This is a genomic window from Sphingomonas sp. SORGH_AS_0789, assembly GCF_031453055.1.
Lineage (GTDB): Bacteria > Pseudomonadota > Alphaproteobacteria > Sphingomonadales > Sphingomonadaceae > Sphingomonas.
In genome coordinates, this window is sequence record NZ_JAVIYV010000001.1 from 3,471,312 (window position 1) to 3,490,593 (window position 19,282).

19 protein-coding genes are annotated in these 19,282 nt (G+C 66.8%); 11 read left to right on the forward strand and 8 right to left on the reverse strand.

The features are described from left to right. Positions 1-94: 94 nt before the first annotated feature. The gene (locus QE360_RS15740; protein WP_309703042.1) at positions 95-925 is read left to right on the forward strand and encodes a 23S rRNA (adenine(2030)-N(6))-methyltransferase RlmJ; all 831 of its coding nucleotides are present in this window, start codon (positions 95-97) and stop codon (positions 923-925) included. Positions 926-997: 72 nt separating this feature from the next. Next, positions 998-1,828: an aldo/keto reductase gene (locus tag QE360_RS15745; protein WP_309703044.1), complete on the forward strand. Its 831-nt coding sequence runs from the start codon at positions 998-1,000 to the stop codon at positions 1,826-1,828. On the opposite strand, the gene QE360_RS15750 is transcribed toward QE360_RS15745, so the two are convergent. Beyond that, positions 1,825-2,721 carry a LysR family transcriptional regulator gene (locus QE360_RS15750; RefSeq protein WP_309703046.1) on the reverse strand — a complete coding sequence of 299 codons (897 nt, stop codon included), beginning with the start codon at positions 2,719-2,721 and terminating at the stop codon, positions 1,825-1,827. The two genes, QE360_RS15745 and QE360_RS15750, sit on opposite strands and share 4 nt — an antisense overlap. 91 nt (positions 2,722-2,812) lie before the next feature. Here QE360_RS15750 and QE360_RS15755 point away from each other — a divergent pair, with 91 nt between their 5' ends. Further along, complete coding sequence (locus QE360_RS15755) at positions 2,813-3,676, forward strand: aldo/keto reductase family oxidoreductase (RefSeq protein ID WP_309703048.1); 864 nt, start codon at positions 2,813-2,815, stop codon at positions 3,674-3,676. On the opposite strand, the gene QE360_RS15760 is transcribed toward QE360_RS15755, so the two are convergent. Then, positions 3,677-3,988 (reverse strand): metalloregulator ArsR/SmtB family transcription factor, encoded by a 312-nt coding sequence (locus QE360_RS15760; RefSeq protein ID WP_309704203.1) that lies wholly within the window; start codon positions 3,986-3,988, stop codon positions 3,677-3,679. Between the two features lie 130 nt (positions 3,989-4,118). Here QE360_RS15760 and QE360_RS15765 point away from each other — a divergent pair, with 130 nt between their 5' ends. Further along, entirely contained in the window at positions 4,119-4,853 is a 735-nt protein-coding gene (locus QE360_RS15765) for an SDR family oxidoreductase (protein ID WP_309703049.1), read from the forward strand. A gap of 153 nt (positions 4,854-5,006) precedes the next feature. On the opposite strand, the gene QE360_RS15770 is transcribed toward QE360_RS15765, so the two are convergent. Further along, complete coding sequence (locus tag QE360_RS15770; protein WP_309703050.1) at positions 5,007-5,333, reverse strand: hypothetical protein; 327 nt, start codon at positions 5,331-5,333, stop codon at positions 5,007-5,009. Positions 5,334-5,510: 177 nt separating this feature from the next. Between QE360_RS15770 and QE360_RS15775 the strand changes: the two genes are divergently transcribed. The 7 genes from QE360_RS15775 to QE360_RS15805 all read left to right on the forward strand — a co-directional run bounded on the left by QE360_RS15775 (position 5,511) and on the right by QE360_RS15805 (position 13,758). Continuing rightward, the gene (locus QE360_RS15775; RefSeq protein ID WP_309703052.1) at positions 5,511-6,770 is read left to right on the forward strand and encodes a TolC family protein; all 1,260 of its coding nucleotides are present in this window, start codon (positions 5,511-5,513) and stop codon (positions 6,768-6,770) included. Beyond that, positions 6,767-7,933 (forward strand): efflux RND transporter periplasmic adaptor subunit, encoded by a 1,167-nt coding sequence (locus QE360_RS15780; protein ID WP_309703054.1) that lies wholly within the window; start codon positions 6,767-6,769, stop codon positions 7,931-7,933. The genes QE360_RS15775 and QE360_RS15780 overlap by 4 nt, the downstream gene beginning before the upstream one ends. After that, on the forward strand, positions 7,930-11,160 hold the full coding sequence (locus QE360_RS15785) for a CusA/CzcA family heavy metal efflux RND transporter (RefSeq protein ID WP_309703056.1): 3,231 nt from the start codon (positions 7,930-7,932) through the stop codon (positions 11,158-11,160). The genes QE360_RS15780 and QE360_RS15785 overlap by 4 nt, the downstream gene beginning before the upstream one ends. A 156-nt stretch (positions 11,161-11,316) precedes the next feature. Beyond that, positions 11,317-12,060, forward strand: coding sequence for a DUF4198 domain-containing protein (locus tag QE360_RS15790; RefSeq protein WP_309703058.1), 744 nt, complete (start codon positions 11,317-11,319; stop codon positions 12,058-12,060). A gap of 26 nt (positions 12,061-12,086) precedes the next feature. Continuing rightward, the gene (locus tag QE360_RS15795; protein WP_309703059.1) at positions 12,087-12,455 is read left to right on the forward strand and encodes a hypothetical protein; all 369 of its coding nucleotides are present in this window, start codon (positions 12,087-12,089) and stop codon (positions 12,453-12,455) included. Positions 12,456-12,463: 8 nt separating this feature from the next. Beyond that, positions 12,464-13,159 carry a HupE/UreJ family protein gene (locus QE360_RS15800; RefSeq protein ID WP_309703061.1) on the forward strand — a complete coding sequence of 232 codons (696 nt, stop codon included), beginning with the start codon at positions 12,464-12,466 and terminating at the stop codon, positions 13,157-13,159. Continuing rightward, a complete protein-coding gene (locus QE360_RS15805; RefSeq protein ID WP_309703063.1) occupies positions 13,156-13,758 on the forward strand; it encodes a hypothetical protein in 603 nt (200 codons plus the stop codon). Before QE360_RS15800 ends, QE360_RS15805 begins: the two co-directional genes overlap by 4 nt. A 24-nt stretch (positions 13,759-13,782) precedes the next feature. Here the strand turns inward: QE360_RS15805 and copD are convergent, their stop codons facing one another. The 5 genes from copD to QE360_RS15830 form a co-directional block, all read right to left on the reverse strand. Beyond that, positions 13,783-14,637, reverse strand: coding sequence for a copper homeostasis membrane protein CopD (gene copD / locus QE360_RS15810; protein WP_309703066.1), 855 nt, complete (start codon positions 14,635-14,637; stop codon positions 13,783-13,785). Positions 14,638-14,640: 3 nt separating this feature from the next. Further along, entirely contained in the window at positions 14,641-15,003 is a 363-nt protein-coding gene (gene copC, locus QE360_RS15815) for a copper homeostasis periplasmic binding protein CopC (protein ID WP_309695042.1), read from the reverse strand. Between the two features lie 122 nt (positions 15,004-15,125). Next, positions 15,126-17,339 (reverse strand): TonB-dependent siderophore receptor, encoded by a 2,214-nt coding sequence (locus QE360_RS15820; RefSeq protein WP_309703068.1) that lies wholly within the window; start codon positions 17,337-17,339, stop codon positions 15,126-15,128. Between the two features lie 247 nt (positions 17,340-17,586). After that, a complete protein-coding gene (locus QE360_RS15825; protein WP_309703070.1) occupies positions 17,587-18,738 on the reverse strand; it encodes an amidohydrolase in 1,152 nt (383 codons plus the stop codon). Between the two features lie 20 nt (positions 18,739-18,758). Continuing rightward, the gene (locus tag QE360_RS15830) at positions 18,759-19,253 is read right to left on the reverse strand and encodes an Lrp/AsnC family transcriptional regulator (protein ID WP_267433172.1); all 495 of its coding nucleotides are present in this window, start codon (positions 19,251-19,253) and stop codon (positions 18,759-18,761) included. Positions 19,254-19,282 lie beyond the last annotated feature (29 nt).

Here is a 19,282-nt window from a genome sequence, read left to right on the forward strand (position 1 = left end):
TACGAGCTGCGGGTGGGTTGCCGCCATCGTCTTGCGATCGGCCTTCCCGTACGGCAGATCGCATGAGGGCCATTCGGCAGAGTTTTGGATTTCCATGAATTATCGCCATTCCTTCCATGCCGGCAACAGCGCCGATGTCGTGAAGCACAGCCTGCTGATCGCCCTTGTCCGGGCCTTGCAGCAGAAACAGGGTGCGCTGACCCTGACCGACACCCATGCCGGTTGCGGTCTCTACGACCTCGGTGGCGAGCAGGCCCAACGCACCGGCGAGGCCGCCCAGGGCGTGGTGCGGGCCTTTGCCGATCCGAATCCGTTGCTGGACGACTATCGCGCCGCCGTGCAGGCGGTGAATGACGGGGCGGAACCACACCTCTACCCCGGCTCGCCGCAATTCCTGGCGCAGCTGTTGCGCCCGCAGGACTTGCTGATCCTCAACGAAAAGCATCCCGAGGATGCCCGTGCGCTACGCGGTGCGATGCGCGGTACGCCTGCGGCCGTGCATGAGCGCGATGCCTATGAGCTTTGGCTGGCGATGCTGCCGACCCGCACCGGTCGCGGCGTGGTGGTGGTCGATCCGCCCTATGAGCAGACCGACGAACGCGCCCGCATCACCGCGACCCTCGCCGCGGCGCACCGCAAATGGGCCCATGGCGTGACGGTCATCTGGTATCCGCTGAAAGACCGCGCGACGCATCAGCGCTGGAAGGACCAGCTGCGGAGGCTCGGCATCCCGAAATTCCTGTCGGTGGAACATTGGCTGTACGATGCCGATCAGCCCGGCATCTATAACGGCGCGGGCCTCTTCATAGTCAATCCGCCCTATGCCTTCACCCAGGCGCTGCCGCCGCTGCTGGAAGCCCTGCGCGCCGCGCTGGCGCCGGAAGGACATAGCGGCGTGATCACGGCGGACTGGCTGAACGATTGAAGGGAGAGCCCGGTCCCTGCTCCTTGCTTTCCTCCAGCGGCACCATCTCACCGGGCGGACGTTGACCGCCGCATGAAGACGATCCGCTTTCCCGACGGTACGACCGTCCCCGCGCTGGGCCAGGGCACCTGGATGATGGCCGAAGACGCCGCCCGCCGATCCGACGAGATCGCCGCGCTGCGCGAGGGGCTGTCGCTCGGCCTGAGCCTGATCGACACCGCCGAGATGTACGCCGACGGCGAGTCCGAGCGCCTCGTCGGCGAGGCGATAGCGGGCCTGCGCGATGAGGTGTTCCTCGTCAGCAAGGCCTATCCGCAAAATGCCTCACGCGATCGGCTTCAGCGGGCTTGCGAGGCGAGCCTCGACCGGCTCGGCACCGACCGACTCGACCTGTACCTGCTGCACTGGCGGGGCAATGTGCCGCTGTCCGAGACGGTCGAGGCGATGGAGCGGCTGGTCGCGGCGGGCAAGATCTTGCGCTGGGGCGTCAGCAACCTCGACACGGACGACATGGCGGAACTCGTCGCGAGTGGCGGCGAACGCTGCCAAACGAACCAGATCCTCTACAACCTGACCCGGCGCGGTCCGGAATATGATCTGATCCCCTGGCTCGCGCAGCATCGCATGCCCGTCATGGCCTATAGCCCGGTCGAGCAAGGCCGCCTGCTGGCGCATCCCGAGCTTGCCGCCATGGCCAGGGAGCGCGGCGTCACGCCCGCGCAGCTCGCCCTGGCCTGGCTGCTGGCGCGGGACGGCGTCCTGCCCATCCCCAAGGCCGGATCGGTCGCGCATGTGCGGGACAACCGCGCCGCACTGGACCTCACCCTGTCCGATGCCGAGTTGCACCGGCTCGACAGGCTCTTTCCTCCCCCACACGGTCCCGAACCACTCGCGATGCTTTAGGTACGGATGTAATCGAGGAACGCCCGCAGCGGTGGCGGCACCAGACGGCGGCCCGAATAATAGAGGAATGGGCCGGAGAAGGACTGCCACCAGTCGGGCAGCACCGGCTCGAGCGTGCCGTTTGTCAGCGACGGCGCGAGCCAGTCCTCGAACAGGTGAATGATCCCGCCGCCCGCGACCGCCACATCCACCAACAGGTCCGCCGCGCCGGATACGCTGGCGATCAGCGGTCCCTGCGGCTCGACCCGCACGATCTCGCCGGACCGCTCGAACTCCCATGGACTGGTCAGCGCACCACTGGTGAAGCGGCCACCCAGACAGGCATGACCCAGCAGATCGCGCGGATGGCTCGGCCTACCCCGCGCGTCCAGATAGGCGGGTGCCGCCGCCGTCGCGAAACGCTGGGTACGCGGGCCGATCGGCACCGCGATCATGTCCTGCTCCAGCCGCTCGTCATAGCGGATGCCCGCGTCGCAGCCCGACGCCACCATATCGACGAAGCCGTCCTCGGCGACGATCTCGACCTGGATGTCAGGATAGGCGGCCAGGAAGCCGGGCAGGATCGCGGGCAGCACCAGCCGCGCCGCGCTGACCGGCACGTTGAGCTTGAGCGTGCCCGCCGGGCGGTCGCGGAACAGGTTCACGACGTCGAGCGCCGCCTCCACCTCGCCCAGCGCCGGGGCCAGCCGCTCGATCAGCCGCGTCCCCGCCTCGGTCGGCACAACGCTGCGCGTGGTGCGATGGAGCAGCCGGACGCCCAACCGCGCCTCCAGCCGCCGCACCGCTTCGCTGAGCGTCGAGGCGCTCGACCCGACGGTGCGTGCCGCATCGCGAAAGCCGCGCGCCTGCGCCACCGCCAAGAACGCGTTGAGATCGGCAAGGTCCGCCTTCATCGTTCGGTTTTCCGTACAGCCCGTACGGACCACTCCAGCTTATCGCGATGATCCGCAAGCCGTATCTCAAGGCGAGCATAGGAGAATAACGATGACGATCGACCAGGCAGACACCTATTCCTTCGCCGGACGCGCCGTGAAGCGGCTCGGCTATGGCGCGATGCAACTCGCCGGCCCCGGCGTGTTCGGCCCGCCGCGCGACCATGATGCGGCGCTCGCCGTCCTGCGCGCTGCCGTCGAGGCCGGGGTCAACCATATCGACACGAGCGACTTCTACGGCCCGCACGTCACCAACCGGCTGATCCGCGAAGCGCTGTCCCCCTACCCCGACGACCTGCTGATCGTCACCAAGATCGGTGCGCGGCGTGGTGACGATGCATCTTGGCTGCCCGCGTTCGCGGCGGACGAACTGGCCCGCGCGGTCGAGGATAATCTGACGAACCTCGGGCTGGAGACGCTCGACGTCGTCAACCTGCGGCTGATGTTCGACGTCCACGGTCCGGCGGAAGGGTCGCTCGCCACGCCGCTAAGGGCGGTCGCGGACCTGCAACGCCAGGGGCTGGTGCGCCATATCGGGCTCAGCAACGTGACGCCGAGGCAGTTTGAGGAAGCCCGCGACATCGCCGAGATCGTCGGCGTTCAGAACCAGTACAACCTCGCCCACCGCGACGACGATCGCTTTATCGACGCGCTGGCGGCGGAGGGCGTCGCCTATGTGCCCTTCTTCCCGCTCGGCGGGTTCAGCCCGCTCCAGTCGGCGGCGTTGTCCGACGTGGCGGCGCGGCTCAAGGCGACGCCGATGCAGGTGGCGCTCGCCTGGCTGCTCCAGCGCTCGCCCAACATCCTGCTGATCCCCGGCACCTCGTCGGTAGCGCACCTCCATGAAAACCTCGCCGCGGCATCGCTGACGCTGCCCGAGGATGCAGTGGCCGAACTCGACGCGATCGGCGGGTAATCAGGCCGGTCGGTTGGCGAGCACCGCGTCGAGCAGGCCGGGAAAGCGCCGGTCGAATTCGGCGCGGCGCAGCGTGTTGATCATCTCGCGCCCCGCCTGCGTCGTCTCGATCAGCCCGGCCGCGCGGAGCAGCTTCAAATGGTTGGACAGCGTGCTCTTCGGGATGGACTCGCACGGGGCGGCGTCGGAGCAGCTCAGCCGTTCGGTCGCCGCGAGACGCGCCACCATGGCCAGCCGATTGGGATCGGCCAGCGCATGCAGCGCCAGATCGAGCGGAACGTCCTCCAGCCGGGGATGGGTGAAGCGGGGCATGCGACAGATATAGGGCGCCACGGTAGATTTAATAGTTCGGGATTATTGAACAGTTGAAGTGTGACCCCATCTCCCGCCTGCCGACAGCGCACGACATCGTGATCGCGGGCCCAGTTTTTGGAGAATGCACATGTCCCTTACAGGCAAGACAGCGCTGGTCACCGGCGGATCGCGCGGTATCGGCTCGGCCATCGCCAAGCGGCTTGCGGCGGATGGCGCGGCCGTGGCGATCACCTATGCCGGGAACAAGGCAGCGGCCGACGAGACCGTGGCGGCGATCGAGCGCGCGGGCGGCACCGCCTTCGCCTTCCAGGCCGATGCCGCCGATCCGGCCTCGCAGCGCGCGGGCGTCGAACAGGCCGCCGCGGCCCTGGGCGGGATCGACATCCTGGTCCACAACGCCGGTGTCGCCGAATTCTCGACGCTCGCCGAGGATACCGACGAGACCTACGACCGCCAGTTCGGCGTCAATGTGAAGGGCCTCCATGTCGGCACCCGCGCGGCGCTGCCGCATCTCCGCGACGGCGGCCGGATCGTCCTGATCGGCAGCATCTCGGGCGAAATGGCCTTCCCCGCGACCACGGTCTACAGCGCGACCAAGGCAGCGGTGGCGGCACTGGCGCGCGGCTGGGCCAAGGACCTCGCGTCCCGCAACATCCTGGTCAACACCGTGCAGCCGGGGCCGATCGACACCGACATGAACCCCGCCGACAGCGAGTTTGCGGGGCAGGTGCTGCAAGCAATCCCGCTCGGCCGATACGGCAAGGTCGAGGAGATTGCAGGCGCGGTCGCGTTCCTCGCCGGACCGGATGCGAGCTATATCACCGGCACGACGCTCAACATCGACGGCGGCGCGACGGCATAAATCCGGTGATCGCCCCTCGGGCGGAGGTCGTGAAGTCCGCTCCGATACTCGCCAGCCCGTCGGACCGGCCCGCTGGATAAGGCCCTGAAAACACGACGCGTGCCGCCCTTCCCGTGACGGCGGCGCGCGTCAACTTGCGGCCATGCCCCATGGCTATGGCGGAACGATCTGCCAAATAACGGCCTCGTGGCAGGCGATCCTGCGGGATCGAAGATCGCGGCGGGCTTGCCTCAACCAGTCCGGCAGGACATGCTCGTTTTCATGGCGACCCGTCACGTCCGATCCGTCTTTCTGAGCGCTGCGCTGGCTTTGCTGGCGGTGTCCGGGCTGATCGGCTTGTCGGGTTGGCATAGCGCCATGGTGCATGATGAAGATGCCATCCATGCCGTCGTCATACTTCACGACCATGCCGCGTCGCACCGCGATCCCGACGCGCCCCTTCATGCGCTTGCGCATACGGTCAGCCAATGGGTCGTCCATGCCGGCGTCACGCCTCTCGCGCGCATGATAGACGCCCCGGCCATCCGCTGGACGATCGCCATGGAAGACCGGCTTGGAGGTATCGCCCCCGCGACCTTGCTGAGGCCCCCGCGCCGCTGAGCCCGGTTGGGCGCTTCGGCGCCAACAGGCTTCCCATGTGGCAGGAACAGCGAAGATATGAACGGTTATATTGGCCGGGCGCGCATGATGGCGCTTGCCGGTACGCTGGCGGCGCTATGCCCTGCCGGTGCGAGCTGGGCGCAGACCGCGCCTCCTTTCCCGGAATTGCTGCGTCGGGCACGCGATGCGCCGCGCGTTGCCGCGCTCGACGCCGATATGGCGCAGGCGCGCGGCCATGCCGAACAGGCGCGGGCGCGCCCCAATCCGTCGATCAATCTCTATGGCGAGAATTTCGCGGGCGACCTGCGCACCAATGCCCGCGACCAGCAGCAGACGACGTTTCAAATCGACCAGCCGATCGAACTCGGCGGCAAGCGCGCCGCGCGGATCGCCGCCGGGGATGCGGCAGTGGCAGCCGCGTCGGCGCGCGGGGTCGAAGGGCGCAGCGCCTTCGCGACCGAACTGGCGCGTGCCTATGCGGCCGCCGAGATCGCGGACCGCCGCATCGCACTGGCCGAGGATGAGGTCGAGGAAGCGACCGACGTGCTGAAGGTCGCCCGCGCGCTGGTTGCCGCGGGCAAGGAAGCCCGATTGCGCCAGGTCCAGGCCGAGACCGAGCTGCATACGATGGAGTCGGACCTGGAAATCGCCCATGCGCAGCGGGTCGGTGCGCTTGCGCGGCTGGCGGCACTGGCGGGATCGCCCACGCCCTATACGGGTCTGGCGGAGTCCCTCATCGATCGTGTGATTGCGCAGCCGCCGAGCGGTCCGGTCGACCCGCTCCAAAGCACGACCGTGCGGCTCGCCATGGCCGAAAGCGAGGCCGCCGCCCAGGCCGTCACCCTGCAGCGGCGCCATGCCACGCCCGATATCACCGCCCAGTTGGGGGTACGTCAGCTGCGGGTCGCCAGAGGGCCCGCCATCGTCGCGGGCGTGACGATTCCCCTGCCGGTGTTCGATCGCAATCGCGGCAATATCGCCGCCGCCCAGGCCGAATTGCAGGGCCGCGAGGCGCGCGCCGCCGCCGCCCGACTGGAAGCCCAAGCAGGCGCCCATTCCGCACGGGCCTTGATCGCGGCGACTGACGCGCGGGGTGTCGCGGCACGCCGCACGCTCGCGACCGCGGAGGAAGCCTATCGGCTGGCCCGCCTTGCCTATGAGGCGGGCAAGGCCCCGCTGAGCGAGCTTCTGAGCGCTCGCCACAATCTCGGCGCCGCACGCGGCGTCATTCTCGACGCCGACATCGCCCGCTTCGACGCGCGCGCCTCACTCGCTCGCCTCGCTGGCCTCAGCATTACCGGAGAACCGGTCCAATGACCGCCCGATATCGTCTTTACGCAGGGACCACGTTCGGCCTGGCGGCGGCGGCCACGCTCGGCTTCGCCGCCGCGAAGCTGACCCAGCCCAGCGTACCGCCTACCCCTCCCCCCGCCTCTCCGTCCTCGACCAAGACCGGGCCCCGCGACACGCTGGCCATCTCGCCACAGGCCATAACGGCCTCGCAAATCGCCGTCTCGGCCGCAGGCACGGGGGAGCTGGACCAGGCCGTGATCGCCACCGCCACCGTGCAGGCCACGCCCGACGGGGATGCCATATTGACCGCCCGCGTGCCGGGCACCGTCACGCGCATTCTCGTCCGCATGGGGGACACGGTACGCGCCGGACAGACGCTGGCGTTGATCGAAAGCCGAGACGCCTCGCAGATCACCGCGGACCGCGCCACCGCCATGGCCCGCGTCGGGCTGGCCCGGCGACAACTCGCCCGCGAGCGCGGGCTGCTGGCGCAGGGCGTATCGCCGCGCGCAGACTATGAGGCGGCCGAAGCCAATCTCGCCGTAGCGCAGGCCGATGCCCGTCGCGCGAGTGCGGCGGCGAGCGCGGCGCGGGTGACGAGGGACGGACGCTCCGTCGCCGTCACCAGCCCCATATCCGGGCGCGTTACCCTGACCGAGGCGAAGCTGGGGCAATATGTCGCCGCCGAGGCCAATCTGTTCCGCGTCGCCGATCCCCGCCGCCTGGAGATCGCGGCCGCCGTACCCCCGGCGGAGGCCGCGCGAATCCGGGACGGCGACCGGGTGGAACTCGTCACCCGCGAGGGGCAGACCGTTGCGGGCCGGGTCCGCGCCGCGACCGGGGTTGTCGATCCCCAGTCGCGCACCGCCACCGTCATCGTCACGCCGCTCGCCTCCACAGCCGCGCTCGCACCGGGTCAGCTCGTCCAGGCTCACATATTCGCCAGCGGCGGTGCCGCGCGGAATAGCATCATGATCCCGCAAGACGCGGTGCAGACGCTAGGCGAGCAGGAGGTGGTGTTCGTCCGCACGGCGCAGGGCTTCCGCGCGCAACCGGTCAGGATCGCGGGCCGGGCGGGCGGCATGGTCGCCATCGCCGACGGGATCACGGCGGGCACGAAAATCGCCACGACCAACGCTTTTCTGATCAAGGCGGAACTCGAAAAGGATATGGGGGGCGAGGAATGATCGCCGCCATCCTGTCCGGCTCGGTCCGGCTGCGCTGGCTGGTCGCGGTCCTGACGCTGGCCGTTATCGCGGTCGGCGCGTGGCAGATCACGCAGCTCCCGATCGATGCCGTGCCCGACGTCACCAATCGCCAGGTGCAGGTCAGTACCTTCGTTCCCGCGCTGGGTCCGGTCGATGTGGAAAAGCAGGTGACCTTTCCCATCGAAACGGCGCTGGCCGGCATTCCGGGTCTGGAAATGACCCGCTCGCTGTCGCGCAACGGCTTCAGCCAGGTAACGGCGGTGTTCACCGATGCCACCAGCATCTATTTCGCGCGCCAGCAGATCGCCGAGCGACTGGCCCAGGCAAGGGACAGCCTGCCCGCCGGGGTCCAGCCCAATCTCGCCCCGCTAAGCACCGGCCTGGGCGAAATCTTCTTCTATTCGATCGCCTTTCGCCATCCCGATGGGCGCGGTGCGCCCCGGATAGACGGCAGGCCCGGCTGGCAGAGCGACGGCAGCTATCTGACGCCCGAGGGCGAAAGGCTGACCACCGAACTCGCCAAGGCGGCCTATCTTCGCACCGTGCAGGACTGGATCATCCGGCCGCAGATGCGCACCGTGAAGGGGGTGGCAGGGGTCGATTCCAACGGCGGCTATGTCAAACAATATCTGATCGAGCCGAACCTGTCCGCGCTGGCCGCCTATGGCGTTTCCATGACCGAGCTGGCCGATGCGGTGGAGCGCGCCAATGTCTCGGCGGGGGCGAATTACGTCCGCCGCGCGGGCGAGAGCTTTCTGGTACGCGCCGACGCGCGGCTAAAATCGATCGAAGACATTCAGGACGCGGTGATTGCCACGCGCAACGCCGTGCCCGTCCGGGTGCGCGATGTCGGTCAGGTGACGATCGGCGGCGCGGTCCGCACCGGCTCCGGCAGCCGCATGGGGTCCGAGGCGGTCATCTCGACCGTGCTGATGCTGGTCGGCGAGAATAGCCGCATCGTGTCGACCGCCGTCGCCGACAAGCTCGTCCGGATCAACCGAACGCTGCCCCCGGACGTCTTTGCGGAGCCGGTCTACAACCGTTCGAAACTGGTCAACGCCACCATCGCCACCGTACGCAAGAACCTGTTCGAGGGCGCGCTGCTCGTCATCGTCATATTGTTCCTGCTGCTCGGCAATGTCCGCGCCGCGCTGATCACCGCGGCCGTCATCCCGATCACCATGGTAATGACCGCGACCGGCATGAACATGCTGGGCGTCTCGGGCAATCTGATGAGCCTTGGCGCGCTTGACTTCGGACTGATCGTCGACGGGGCGGTCATCATCGTCGAGAATGCGCTGCGCCATTTGGCCGAGCGGCAGCATGTCGAAGGACGACTGCTGACCCGCGCGGAACGGTTGGAGACCACCGCCGCCTCGGCGCGCGAGATGATCCGGCCGACCGTCTATGGCCAGGCGATCATCTTCCTGGCCTTCGCGCCGCTCCTCACCTTCCAGGGGGTGGAGGGCAAGACCTTCGCACCCATGGCGATCACGCTGATGATCGCGCTCGGCTGCGCCTTCATTCTTTCGCTGACGTTCGTACCCGCGATGATCGCGATCTTCATAAAGGGGCGCGTCGAGGAAACCGAAGTGCGGCCGATCCGCTGGTTCAAGGCGCGCTATGCCCCCCTGCTCGCCCGCGCGATCGCCCGGCCGCGTCCCTTCGTGCTGGGCGGGGCGGCGGTGTTCGTGGCCGCGATCCTGGGCTTCGGGTGGCTGGGTGAGGAGTTCATGCCGCAGCTGGACGAAAAGGATATCACGGTCACGAACTTCCGCGTGCCCTCCGCCTCGATCGACCAGTCGACGCAGATGCAGATGCGGATCGAAAATGCGCTGAAGACGCTGCCCGAGGTGGCGCTGGTCTTTTCCAAGAACGGCAATGCCGATCTGGGCACCGATCCGATGCCACCCAACGCGTCGGACACCTATGTCATCCCCAAGCCCGAGAGCGAGTGGCCCGCAGAGGTGCGGACCAAGGCCGACATCATTCGACGGATCGGGGAACGGATGAAGCAGGTCATCGGTAACCGTACCGAGGTCCAGCAGCCGATCCAGATGCGGTTCAACGAACTGATCGCGGGCGTACGCGCCGATGTCGCGATCAAGCTGTACGGCGACGACCTCGACGCCATGGGGGACGAAGGGCAGAAGATCGCCGATGTCGTGCGCACGATTCCGGGCGCAGCGGATGTCAGCGTCGAACAGACCGACGGCGCGCCGACCTTCGACGTGCGGATCGACCGTCAGGCGGCGGGGCGTCTGGGACTGTCGGTCGATGCGGTCGCGGCGACCGTCGCGGCGGCGCTCGGCGGACGCGAGGCCGGTTTGCTATTCGAGGGGGATCGCCGCTTCGCGGTCGTCGTGCGCCTGCCCGATGTGCAGCGCGACGATATCGACACGCTGGGCGCCATCCCGGTGATGCTCCCCGCCGCCGAGGGGCAGACCGCCCGCTCGGTTCCCCTCCGCGAGGTGGCGAGCTTCCACTACACCCAGGGGCTCAACCAGATCAGCCGCGAAAATGGCAAGCGGATGATCACCGTGCAGGTGAATGTCCGGGGCCGCGACCTGGGCGGCTTCGTTGCGGAAGCGGAGGCGCGGATTGCGAAGATGACCCTGCCGCCGGGCATGTACACCGAATGGGGCGGCACCTTTCAGAGCCTGCAATCGGCGCAGCTTCGCCTGATGCTGGTGGTGCCGATCTGCTTCCTCGCCATTTATGCGCTGCTGTTCATGGCACTTGGCGGTTTCGTCCCCGCGCTGATCGTGTTCTCGGCGGTGCCGATGGCGCTGGCGGGGGGCGTTTTCGCCCTGCTGATACGGGGCATCCCTTTCTCGATCACGGCGGCGGTCGGCTTCATCGCGCTGTCGGGCGTGGCGGTGCTGAACGGACTGGTCATGATGAGCGCCATCGCCCGCCACCGCGAGATGGGCGAGGCGGACGACCAGGCCATCGCCGAAGGCGCGATGGAGCGGGTGCGTCCCGTCCTGATGACGGCGCTCGTCGCCTCGCTGGGCTTCGTGCCGATGGCTCTGGCGACCGGCACGGGCGCGGAGGTGCAGCGGCCGCTGGCGACGGTGGTGATCGGCGGCCTCATCACCTCGACCGCGCTGACGCTGGTCGTGCTGCCCGCGATCGCGGCCTGGGTCTCGCGCCGCACCAGGGCGGCGGATCGCTCCGGCGCGGAACGCCTGGCCCGGACCTGATCCGGGGCCTGCCCCCGGTCGCCGCCGGGGGCAGGCAAAGGACGTGCTTTGCATCGCCGCCATGGCGGCATCTTGTTCGCATGGACGACGAAAGACGGTCAAAGCTGCGGTCGATCCACGACTAGCCTCTGGTGACATTGGCAAAGGAGTGATGACGTGGCGAAGCGAACGACGCTGATCTGGTCCACCGTCCTGTCCGCAGGGCTCTCGATCCCCACCATGGCCGACGCCCACGGCATCTGGTTCGCGCAGCGCGCCAAGCAGATCGCCATCATCTACGGCATCGGCGGCGACGACCTGGAGGCGGTCAAGCGCCAGCCGAATATGGAAAGCGTCCAGGCCTGGGATGCCGAACTGAACCCCATCCGGGCGCAGCTCCGCACGGCAGGGCCGGTCGTGCTGGTGGACACCGACGCCCCGCCGACGATCGTCAGTGCTGTCCTTCAGAACGGCACCTGGTCCAAATTGCCCGATGGCGAATTCGTCAAGAAACCCAAGGACGAGGTTCCCAATTCCGTCAAGAGCGAGACGACGATCAAATATGCCACGATGATCAAGGGGCCGCTGGCAAAACCTGTGCCGTTGATCCCCGCGCAGACGCTGCAGATCGTACCGGTCGGCGCCCTGCCCGACAAGCTGGGCACGCCGATGACCTACCGCGTGTTCTTCAAGGGCAAGCCTGTCGCGGGCGCGACGATCATCAACGACATGGTCAACGACCCCGACGCGGCCGAGATCGCGACCGGACCCGATGGCGCCGTCACCCTGCCGGTGCGCAACCAGGGGTTGAACGTCCTGCGCGCCGTCTATGTCTCCCCGTCCGATCAGCCGGCCAAGATCGACCGTTACGAACACACCGCGACGCTGTCCTTCACCTTGCCGCACGCGCCCGAGAAATGACCCCTGACCGCCAGCGGAGACCGATCATGAAATACGCCATCGCTTGCCTTCCCCTGATGCTCGCCGCGTCACCCGCCCTCGCCCATGGCGACGACAAGCCCCGCCATGGCGGGCAGGTGGTCGAGGTCGGGGACACCGTGTTCGAGCTGGTCCGCGCCAAGGGCGGCGTATCGCTCTATGTGATGGAGGATGGTGACGAGGTGCCCGCGTCCGGAATGTCGGGCAAGCTGGTCGTGACCACGGGCGCCAAGAAGACCGAGATCGCGCTGACCCCGGCCGCGCGCAACCAGTTCGTCGCCAAGGGCGCGGTCGTCGCCCCCGGATCGAAGGTCGGCGTCCTCCTGATCGACCGTCAGACCCAGGCGCGCCAGACGGCGACCTTCGTGATCCGATGACCGGCGGGATGCGACGCAGGGTGCTGCCGCTGGTCGGCATCGCCCTGGCGGTCGGTTGTCACGGCATGGCCGCCGCACACGGCGTCGCCGAAGGGGACAAGGCGTTCATCCAGAACAATCCGGGGATCAATATCATCCCCTATCTGTATCTGGGCGCCAAGCACATGGTCACCGGATACGACCATCTGCTATTCCTGTTCGGCGTCATCTTCTTTCTCTATCGCCTGAAGGATGTCGGCACCTATGTCACGCTGTTCGCCATCGGGCACAGCACGACCCTGCTCGCGGGCGTGTTCTTCAACATCCACGCCAATCCCTATCTGATCGACGCAATCATCGGCCTGTCGGTCGTCTACAAGGCACTCGACAATCTGGGAGCGTTCCCGATGCTGATCGGGTTTCAGCCCAACCCGAAGGCCGCGGTACTGATCTTCGGTCTCTTCCACGGCTTCGGTCTTGCGACCAAACTCCAGAGCCTGATCGCGTCGCGCGACGGATTGGTCCCCAATCTCGTCAGCTTCAATGTCGGGGTTGAGATGGGGCAGTTCCTGGCCCTGTGCGCGATCCTGTTTCTCATGACGCTATGGCGGCGCTCGCCGAACTTCGCGCGCGGCGTCGTCGTCGCCAATACCGTGCTGATGAGCGCGGGTATCGTCCTGACCGGCTATCAGTTCGCCGGTTTCCTGATGGAGAAGGCCGCATGACCGCCACGCTTGCCACCGATCCCGCTGTCGCATCCCCCCGCACCGTCGGACGCGCCTTGCTCGCCGCGCTGGGCGCGGGCGCTGCGATCCTGACCCTGTTCGTCCTACCCGCCGAATATGGGATCGACCCGACCGGGGTCGGCCGCCTCCTGGGGCTGACACGCATGGCGACTGGCGGCGAGGAGACGGAGGACGCCCCCGCCCCCATGATCGGCACGCCCGCCGCCATTGCGATACCGACCCAAACCCAGGCCAACATCGCCCGCGTCACGCCCTTCCGCACCGACGAGAAGACCGTGACGCTCGCTCCCGGCAAGGGCGTCGAGGTGAAAGCGCGGATGAAGGCGGGTGACAGCTTCAACTTCCGCTGGAGCGCCTCCGGCCTCGTCCGAGCCGACATGCACGGCGAGCCTATCGGCGGCGGTGAGAGCGACTTCACTGACTATTGGAAGCAGAAGAATGTCCGCTCCGGTCAGGGGAGCTTCACCGCGCCCTTTGCCGGCACGCATGGCTGGTACTGGAAGAACCGGGGGGCGGTGCCGGTGACTCTCGTCGTCCGGCTCGACGGCTTCTACGACAGCGCATTCATACGCGATTGACCGCTTCGGGCGGGGCGTGGCCGATCACATGGCGGAGATCGGCGGCTCGCAAATCCCCGCCCAGGCCACCAGCCCAACGATCGCCACGGCGGCGGCCAGTTCCAGCGACAGGCTGATCCGTAACGCCCGCTGCCCCTTCCGTCCGGATGCGATCAGGCCGGGGGTCAGCCAGTATCGGTTCGCAGAGGCGAGCATCAGCATGGCCCCGAACAGCGCCAGCTTGGCGATCATCAGCCGACCGTAAAGGCTCTCGGGCAACCGTGTGATCCCATCGACCCCGATCAGCATCGCCGCATTGACCAGTCCCGTGGCCAGGATAGCGGCAACGATCACGCTGCCCACGCCCGCAAAGCCCGCCAGCGCTCGTGCCGCGGCCTCGTGATCGGACTCGCGGCGGACGACAAGGCCAAGAAAGACGATCAGCGCACCGATCCACGCTCCGACCGCCAGCATATGGACAATATCGGCACCCAGATGGATCCAGCCGAGCGCGCCGGAGTCCATGGCGCCATGCCCGTTCCAGGCCAGGGTCGCCGTAGCGCCCGCCGCGAACAGTGCGACGACGGCCCGTGGCACGATCGACCGCACCAGCAATGTAAGAAGCAGCGCCCCCAGCAGCATCAGGCGCATCACAAAGGCCAGCCCCGGCGCGGTGTCCCGGAGGAGCATGGTCAGCAGGTCGCCGCTCAGAGCGGCATAGTCGCCGCCGGTCATTGCAACGGCCAGCAGGACGAAGCCGATGGCCGACGCAAGAATCGCGAGGGCGGTGACCGCTACCAGCGACCACCGCCCCCCTTTTGCGAACAGGGCCAGTCCGAACAGTCCGGGGAGGATGGTCAGCGACAATCCCCGCGCAAGGATCAGCGCGGCCTCCGCCACGGGTCAGCCGACCTGAATCTTGTAGCTGCCGGTGATGCGATGCGTGTCGGCCGACACGACATGCCAGTCCACTTGATACTGGCCACGCGGCAGGGGTGACGCAGGAACCAGGACCAGCGAGCGCCCGTCCGCCCCGACCGAGGTCTTCACGGGGATGGCATGCCCGGCCATGCCAGGCATGATCATGGTCAGCTCGGCCCCCGACATCGGGGCGATCAGCTTTTCGGAGAAGTTGAGGACCAGGGTCCGCGGTGCCGTCGCGACCGTGGTGTCGGCGGCGGGACTGGCCCCGAGCAGCTTGGGATGCGCCAGGACGGGCGCAGACAGGGACGCGGCCAGGGCCAGGCCGAGCAGGATGCGACGCATGGGATCAAACTCCGATTGAGGGTGTGAAGAACCGTTGCCCTTCAATACGCGGGCGGAGCGGCCGCCCCTCACCCGCCATGGTTTTTTCGGACCATACCGGGGGGAAGACGGCCGCCCACCGATCAATAGGAATAACCGATCCGGACCATGAACTGGCGCGGTGCACCCGGCAGCGTCCACAGCCGCGAATAGGAACTGGGGAAATAGTGGACGTTGAACAGGTTGGTGACCTCGCCCGAGATACGCAGCCGATCGGTTGCCTCGAACGCCGCCGTCATGCGGGTCAGCGTATAGGCGGGCAGATAGTAGAAACTGCCGTTGGCAAAGCGGTAACCGGTCTCGCCCAGGCGCTTGCCGACATAATTGACACCCGCACCCACGGTCAGGCGCTTTTCACCAATGTCGAAATCCTTGAAGATCAGCGCGCTGCCGCTGTTCTTTGCGATGTTGATCAGCGGGTCGCCTTCGCGCAGGCCGAAGCCGAAATTGGGGTCGAGCGCATCCTGCGCCACTTCGGCGTCGATATAGGCATAGTTCAGCTGGACCCGGAACCCGGCGGGGAGCTGGCCCGACAGCTCGGCTTCGACGCCCTTGCTTCGTGCCTTGCCGACCGCCAGCGAGAAATTGGCGTTGATGGGATCGGCGGTCAGGACGTTGTTCTTGTTGGTCTTGAACAATGCGACCGTGCCGGTCAGCCGCTGGTGGAGCAGCGAAACCTTGGCCCCCGCCTCATAGGAGATGGTACGCTCGGGCACAAAGGCGTTGCCGTTCGCGTCCGTGCCGTTGTTCGGGCGGAAGCCACGTCCGTAATTGGCGTAGAGCGAGAATTGCGGTCCGAACAGATACGTCGCCCCCACCGAGGGGCTGAACGCGGTGCGGAACTGCTGCGCGCGGCGGCGCGAGACACGGTCGTCAATGATCTGCTCGAACTGGTCGTAGCGGCCGCCCGCGCGCAACTTCAGTCCGTCCGTGACGTCGATCTGATCCTGCAGATAGGCACCCCAGCTATATTGACGCTCCAGATAGCTCTGGAACGCGCCGGTGCTGGGCAGCTTGCCATAGGCGGGGTCGAAGATGTTGATGCGATTGCCCGCCGCCAGATTCCCGGCCGTCTGCGATGCGACGGCGGGCGGGCGGTAGCGGTTCTGGACAATGTCCAGCTCATAATCGTCCCAGTCGGCCCCGACGATCATATGATGGGTCAGCGGCCCGGTATCGAACGTGCCGCTCAGTTCCCCGCGGAAGGTCAGGTCGGTGGTCTTGTAATCCCGGTCGCGTCGTTGGCGCGAAAGAGTGATGCCGTCGGTGTAGAGCCGCTGGCGCCCTGCGGCCAGCTCCGCTTCGGTCGACACGCCCCGGAAGAAGGTGTCGCGATAGCCGACGCCCAGGATGATCGACCAGTTCCTGTCGAAATCATGCTGCAACTGGGCCTGGTGGCCCATGGCGCGGACATGGACGGGTCCATCGCCCGGCTCGCCGAAAAAGCGGTTGCGGGGAATGAGAGACAGATTGCCGGTCGGCGCGACGATACCGCGATCGAAGGTCACTTTCTGGTCGATGAACTCGAACTCATAGCTGGCCGAGCTGTCCTCGCCCAGTTTGACGAGGAAGGAGGGCGTGACCGTGATCTTCCGGCTGGAGTTGAAATCACGGAAGCTGTCAGCCGATTCCGCCGCGCCCGTCACGCGCATCGCGATGCGCGACGACAGCGGCACGTTGAAGTCGCCCTCGCTGCGATAGGTGTTGAAGCTGCCCGCCGACAGGATCGCGCCGCCGTGCAGGTCGAAGCCCGGCTTTTTGGTGATGATATTGACCGTACAGCCCGGCTCGCCGCGCCCGAACAGCGAGGAATTGGGGCCCTTCAGCACCTGGATCTGCTCGACATTCGAGGTGTCGCGCGACCCGCCATAGCCGCGCGCGGCGTTGAACCCGTTGACCAGATAGTTGCTCGCCGAGCCTTCGTCCCCCGAAAAGCCACGGCAGGCGAACACGTCGAACAGGCCGCCGAAATTATTCTGGCGGGCAATGCCGGTCGCAAAGTCCAGTGCGTTGTCCAGCCGGGTTACACCCGCATCGCGCAACGTCTCGGCCGACAGGACCTGGATGCTCTGCGGCACCTCGATCGTGGGGACGGCGGCGACATATTGCTGGCGCTGGCCCTGCACGACGATGTCGGCCTGCTGGGGCTCCTCGGCGATCGCCGCGGTCTTGGGATCGCCCTCGGCCGCCTCCGCCGCCGGACGAAACGCCACCGGCACCGTCTGCGCCGAGACCACCGTGGATGTCGTGATCGCCAGAGCGGCGACGCTGAACGATAGCAGATGTCGATAGCGCATATATTTTCCCCCGAAATGATAGTGGCAGTCGCATCGTCCTCATCGTGACGGCGCCCTGGCCTTCGTCGCGGTCTTCTTGGACCGGCGGGCCATTGTGTCGCCCTCTCTGCGATGCCGGCATCATGGGCAGCAGCGACAAGCATTTTATTGCGAAGCCGTGACCGGATCGGAACGAAATGCGGATTTGCGCGCACCTCACCGACATGATCTTGCCGCCGGAGGAGGCGGGTCTGCCGGGACGCCGTCTTCAGGCGGGCAGTAGCATCCGGGCCAGTTGGGCGAACCATGCGATGCCAGAGGGAATGACGGCATCGTTGAAGTCATAGCCGGGGTGATGCAACGGCGCGGCATGGCCATCGTCGCGCTGCCCGAGCCACAGATAGGCGCCCGGCCGCGCCCGCAGCATGAAGGCGAAATCCTCCGAGGTGAAGGCGGGATCGGCAGCAAGCTGCGCATCCGGGCACACCGCGCGAGCCGCCGCCAGCGCGATGTCCGCGCTGTCGGCGTCATTGATCGTCGCGGGGTAGTAGCGGATATAATCGACCGACACCTGCGTCTCGCTCGCCCGCGCGACGCCCTCGCAGATCGCCCGCAAAGACTCCTCGATGCGGTCCTGCACCGCCGCGGAGAAAGTGCGCACGGTGCCGGTCAGCTTCACCTCCGCCGGGATGACATTGTGCGAATCCCCGCCGGTGACCTTCGTGACCGACAGCACCGCGCTTTCGGTAGGGGCGACGCGGCGCGCGACGATCGTGTTCAACTCGCCGATCAGGGTGGCAGCGGCCAGTATGGCATCCGGCGTCTGGTGCGGCATGGCGGCATGGCCGCCGCGCCCCGAAATGATGATGTCGAAGCGGTCCGCTGCCGCCATGATCGGTCCGTGCCGCGTCCGGGCGCTGCCCAGCGGCAGGTCGGGCCAATTGTGGAGCGCGAACACCCGGTCGCAGGGGAACCGGTCGAATAGCCCGTCACGCACCATCGCATCCGCACCACCCAGCCCTTCCTCGGCGGGCTGGAAGATGAAATGGATCGTGCCTGAGAAATCGCGGGTCCGCGCCAGGAACCGTGCCGCCCCGATCAGCGTCACGCTGTGCCCGTCATGGCCGCAGCCATGAAAGACGTTCGACGTCGTGCTGGCATAGGGCAGCCCCGTCGCTTCCGCGAAGGGCAGCGCATCCATGTCCGCGCGGAAACCGATCGCACCGTTGCCGGGGCCGTGGCGCAGCGTGCCGACGACCCCCGTGCCGCCGATCCCGGTTGTCACCTCCAGCCCTGCGGACCGGAGCGCATCGGCGACGATCCCCGCGGTGCGATGCTCATGAAAGCCCAGTTCCGGATGCGCATGAAGATCACGCCGAAGCGCGATGAGATGGCCGATTTCCTGGGCATCGATGGGCATAAGCAGACCTTCCGGCAACGTCAGCCGCGATCCTCGAACAAGGTTTCGATAGGGTCGTAACGTTTCACGATCGGCGACTTGAGGACGATGTAGCTGAAATATTTCTCGATCCCGAAATCGCTTTCGAGAATGGACTCGATCAGTTCCTGATATTGCGAGACGTTGCGGGTGATGAACTTGATCAGATAATCATATCCACCGCTGACCAGATGACATTCCACGATCTCGGGCACATTGCGTGCGCGTTGTTCGAAACGGGAAAAGTCGCCGGTGCGATGATCCTTCAACGTCACCTCGGTAAAGACGGTCAGCGTCTCGCCCAGCTTGGCGAGCGCGACATGTGCGCCATAGCCGGTGATATAGCCCGCCTTTTCCAGCCGCTTGACCCGCGACAGGCATGGGCTGGGCGACAAGCCCACCGCATCGGCCAGGTCGACATTGGTGATCCGCCCGTTGCGCTGCAGCTGCGCCAGAATACGAAAGTCCAGTCGATCAAGTTTGGGCGCTGACGTCATGGTGGCGGATATACCCCTTCATTCCCCGT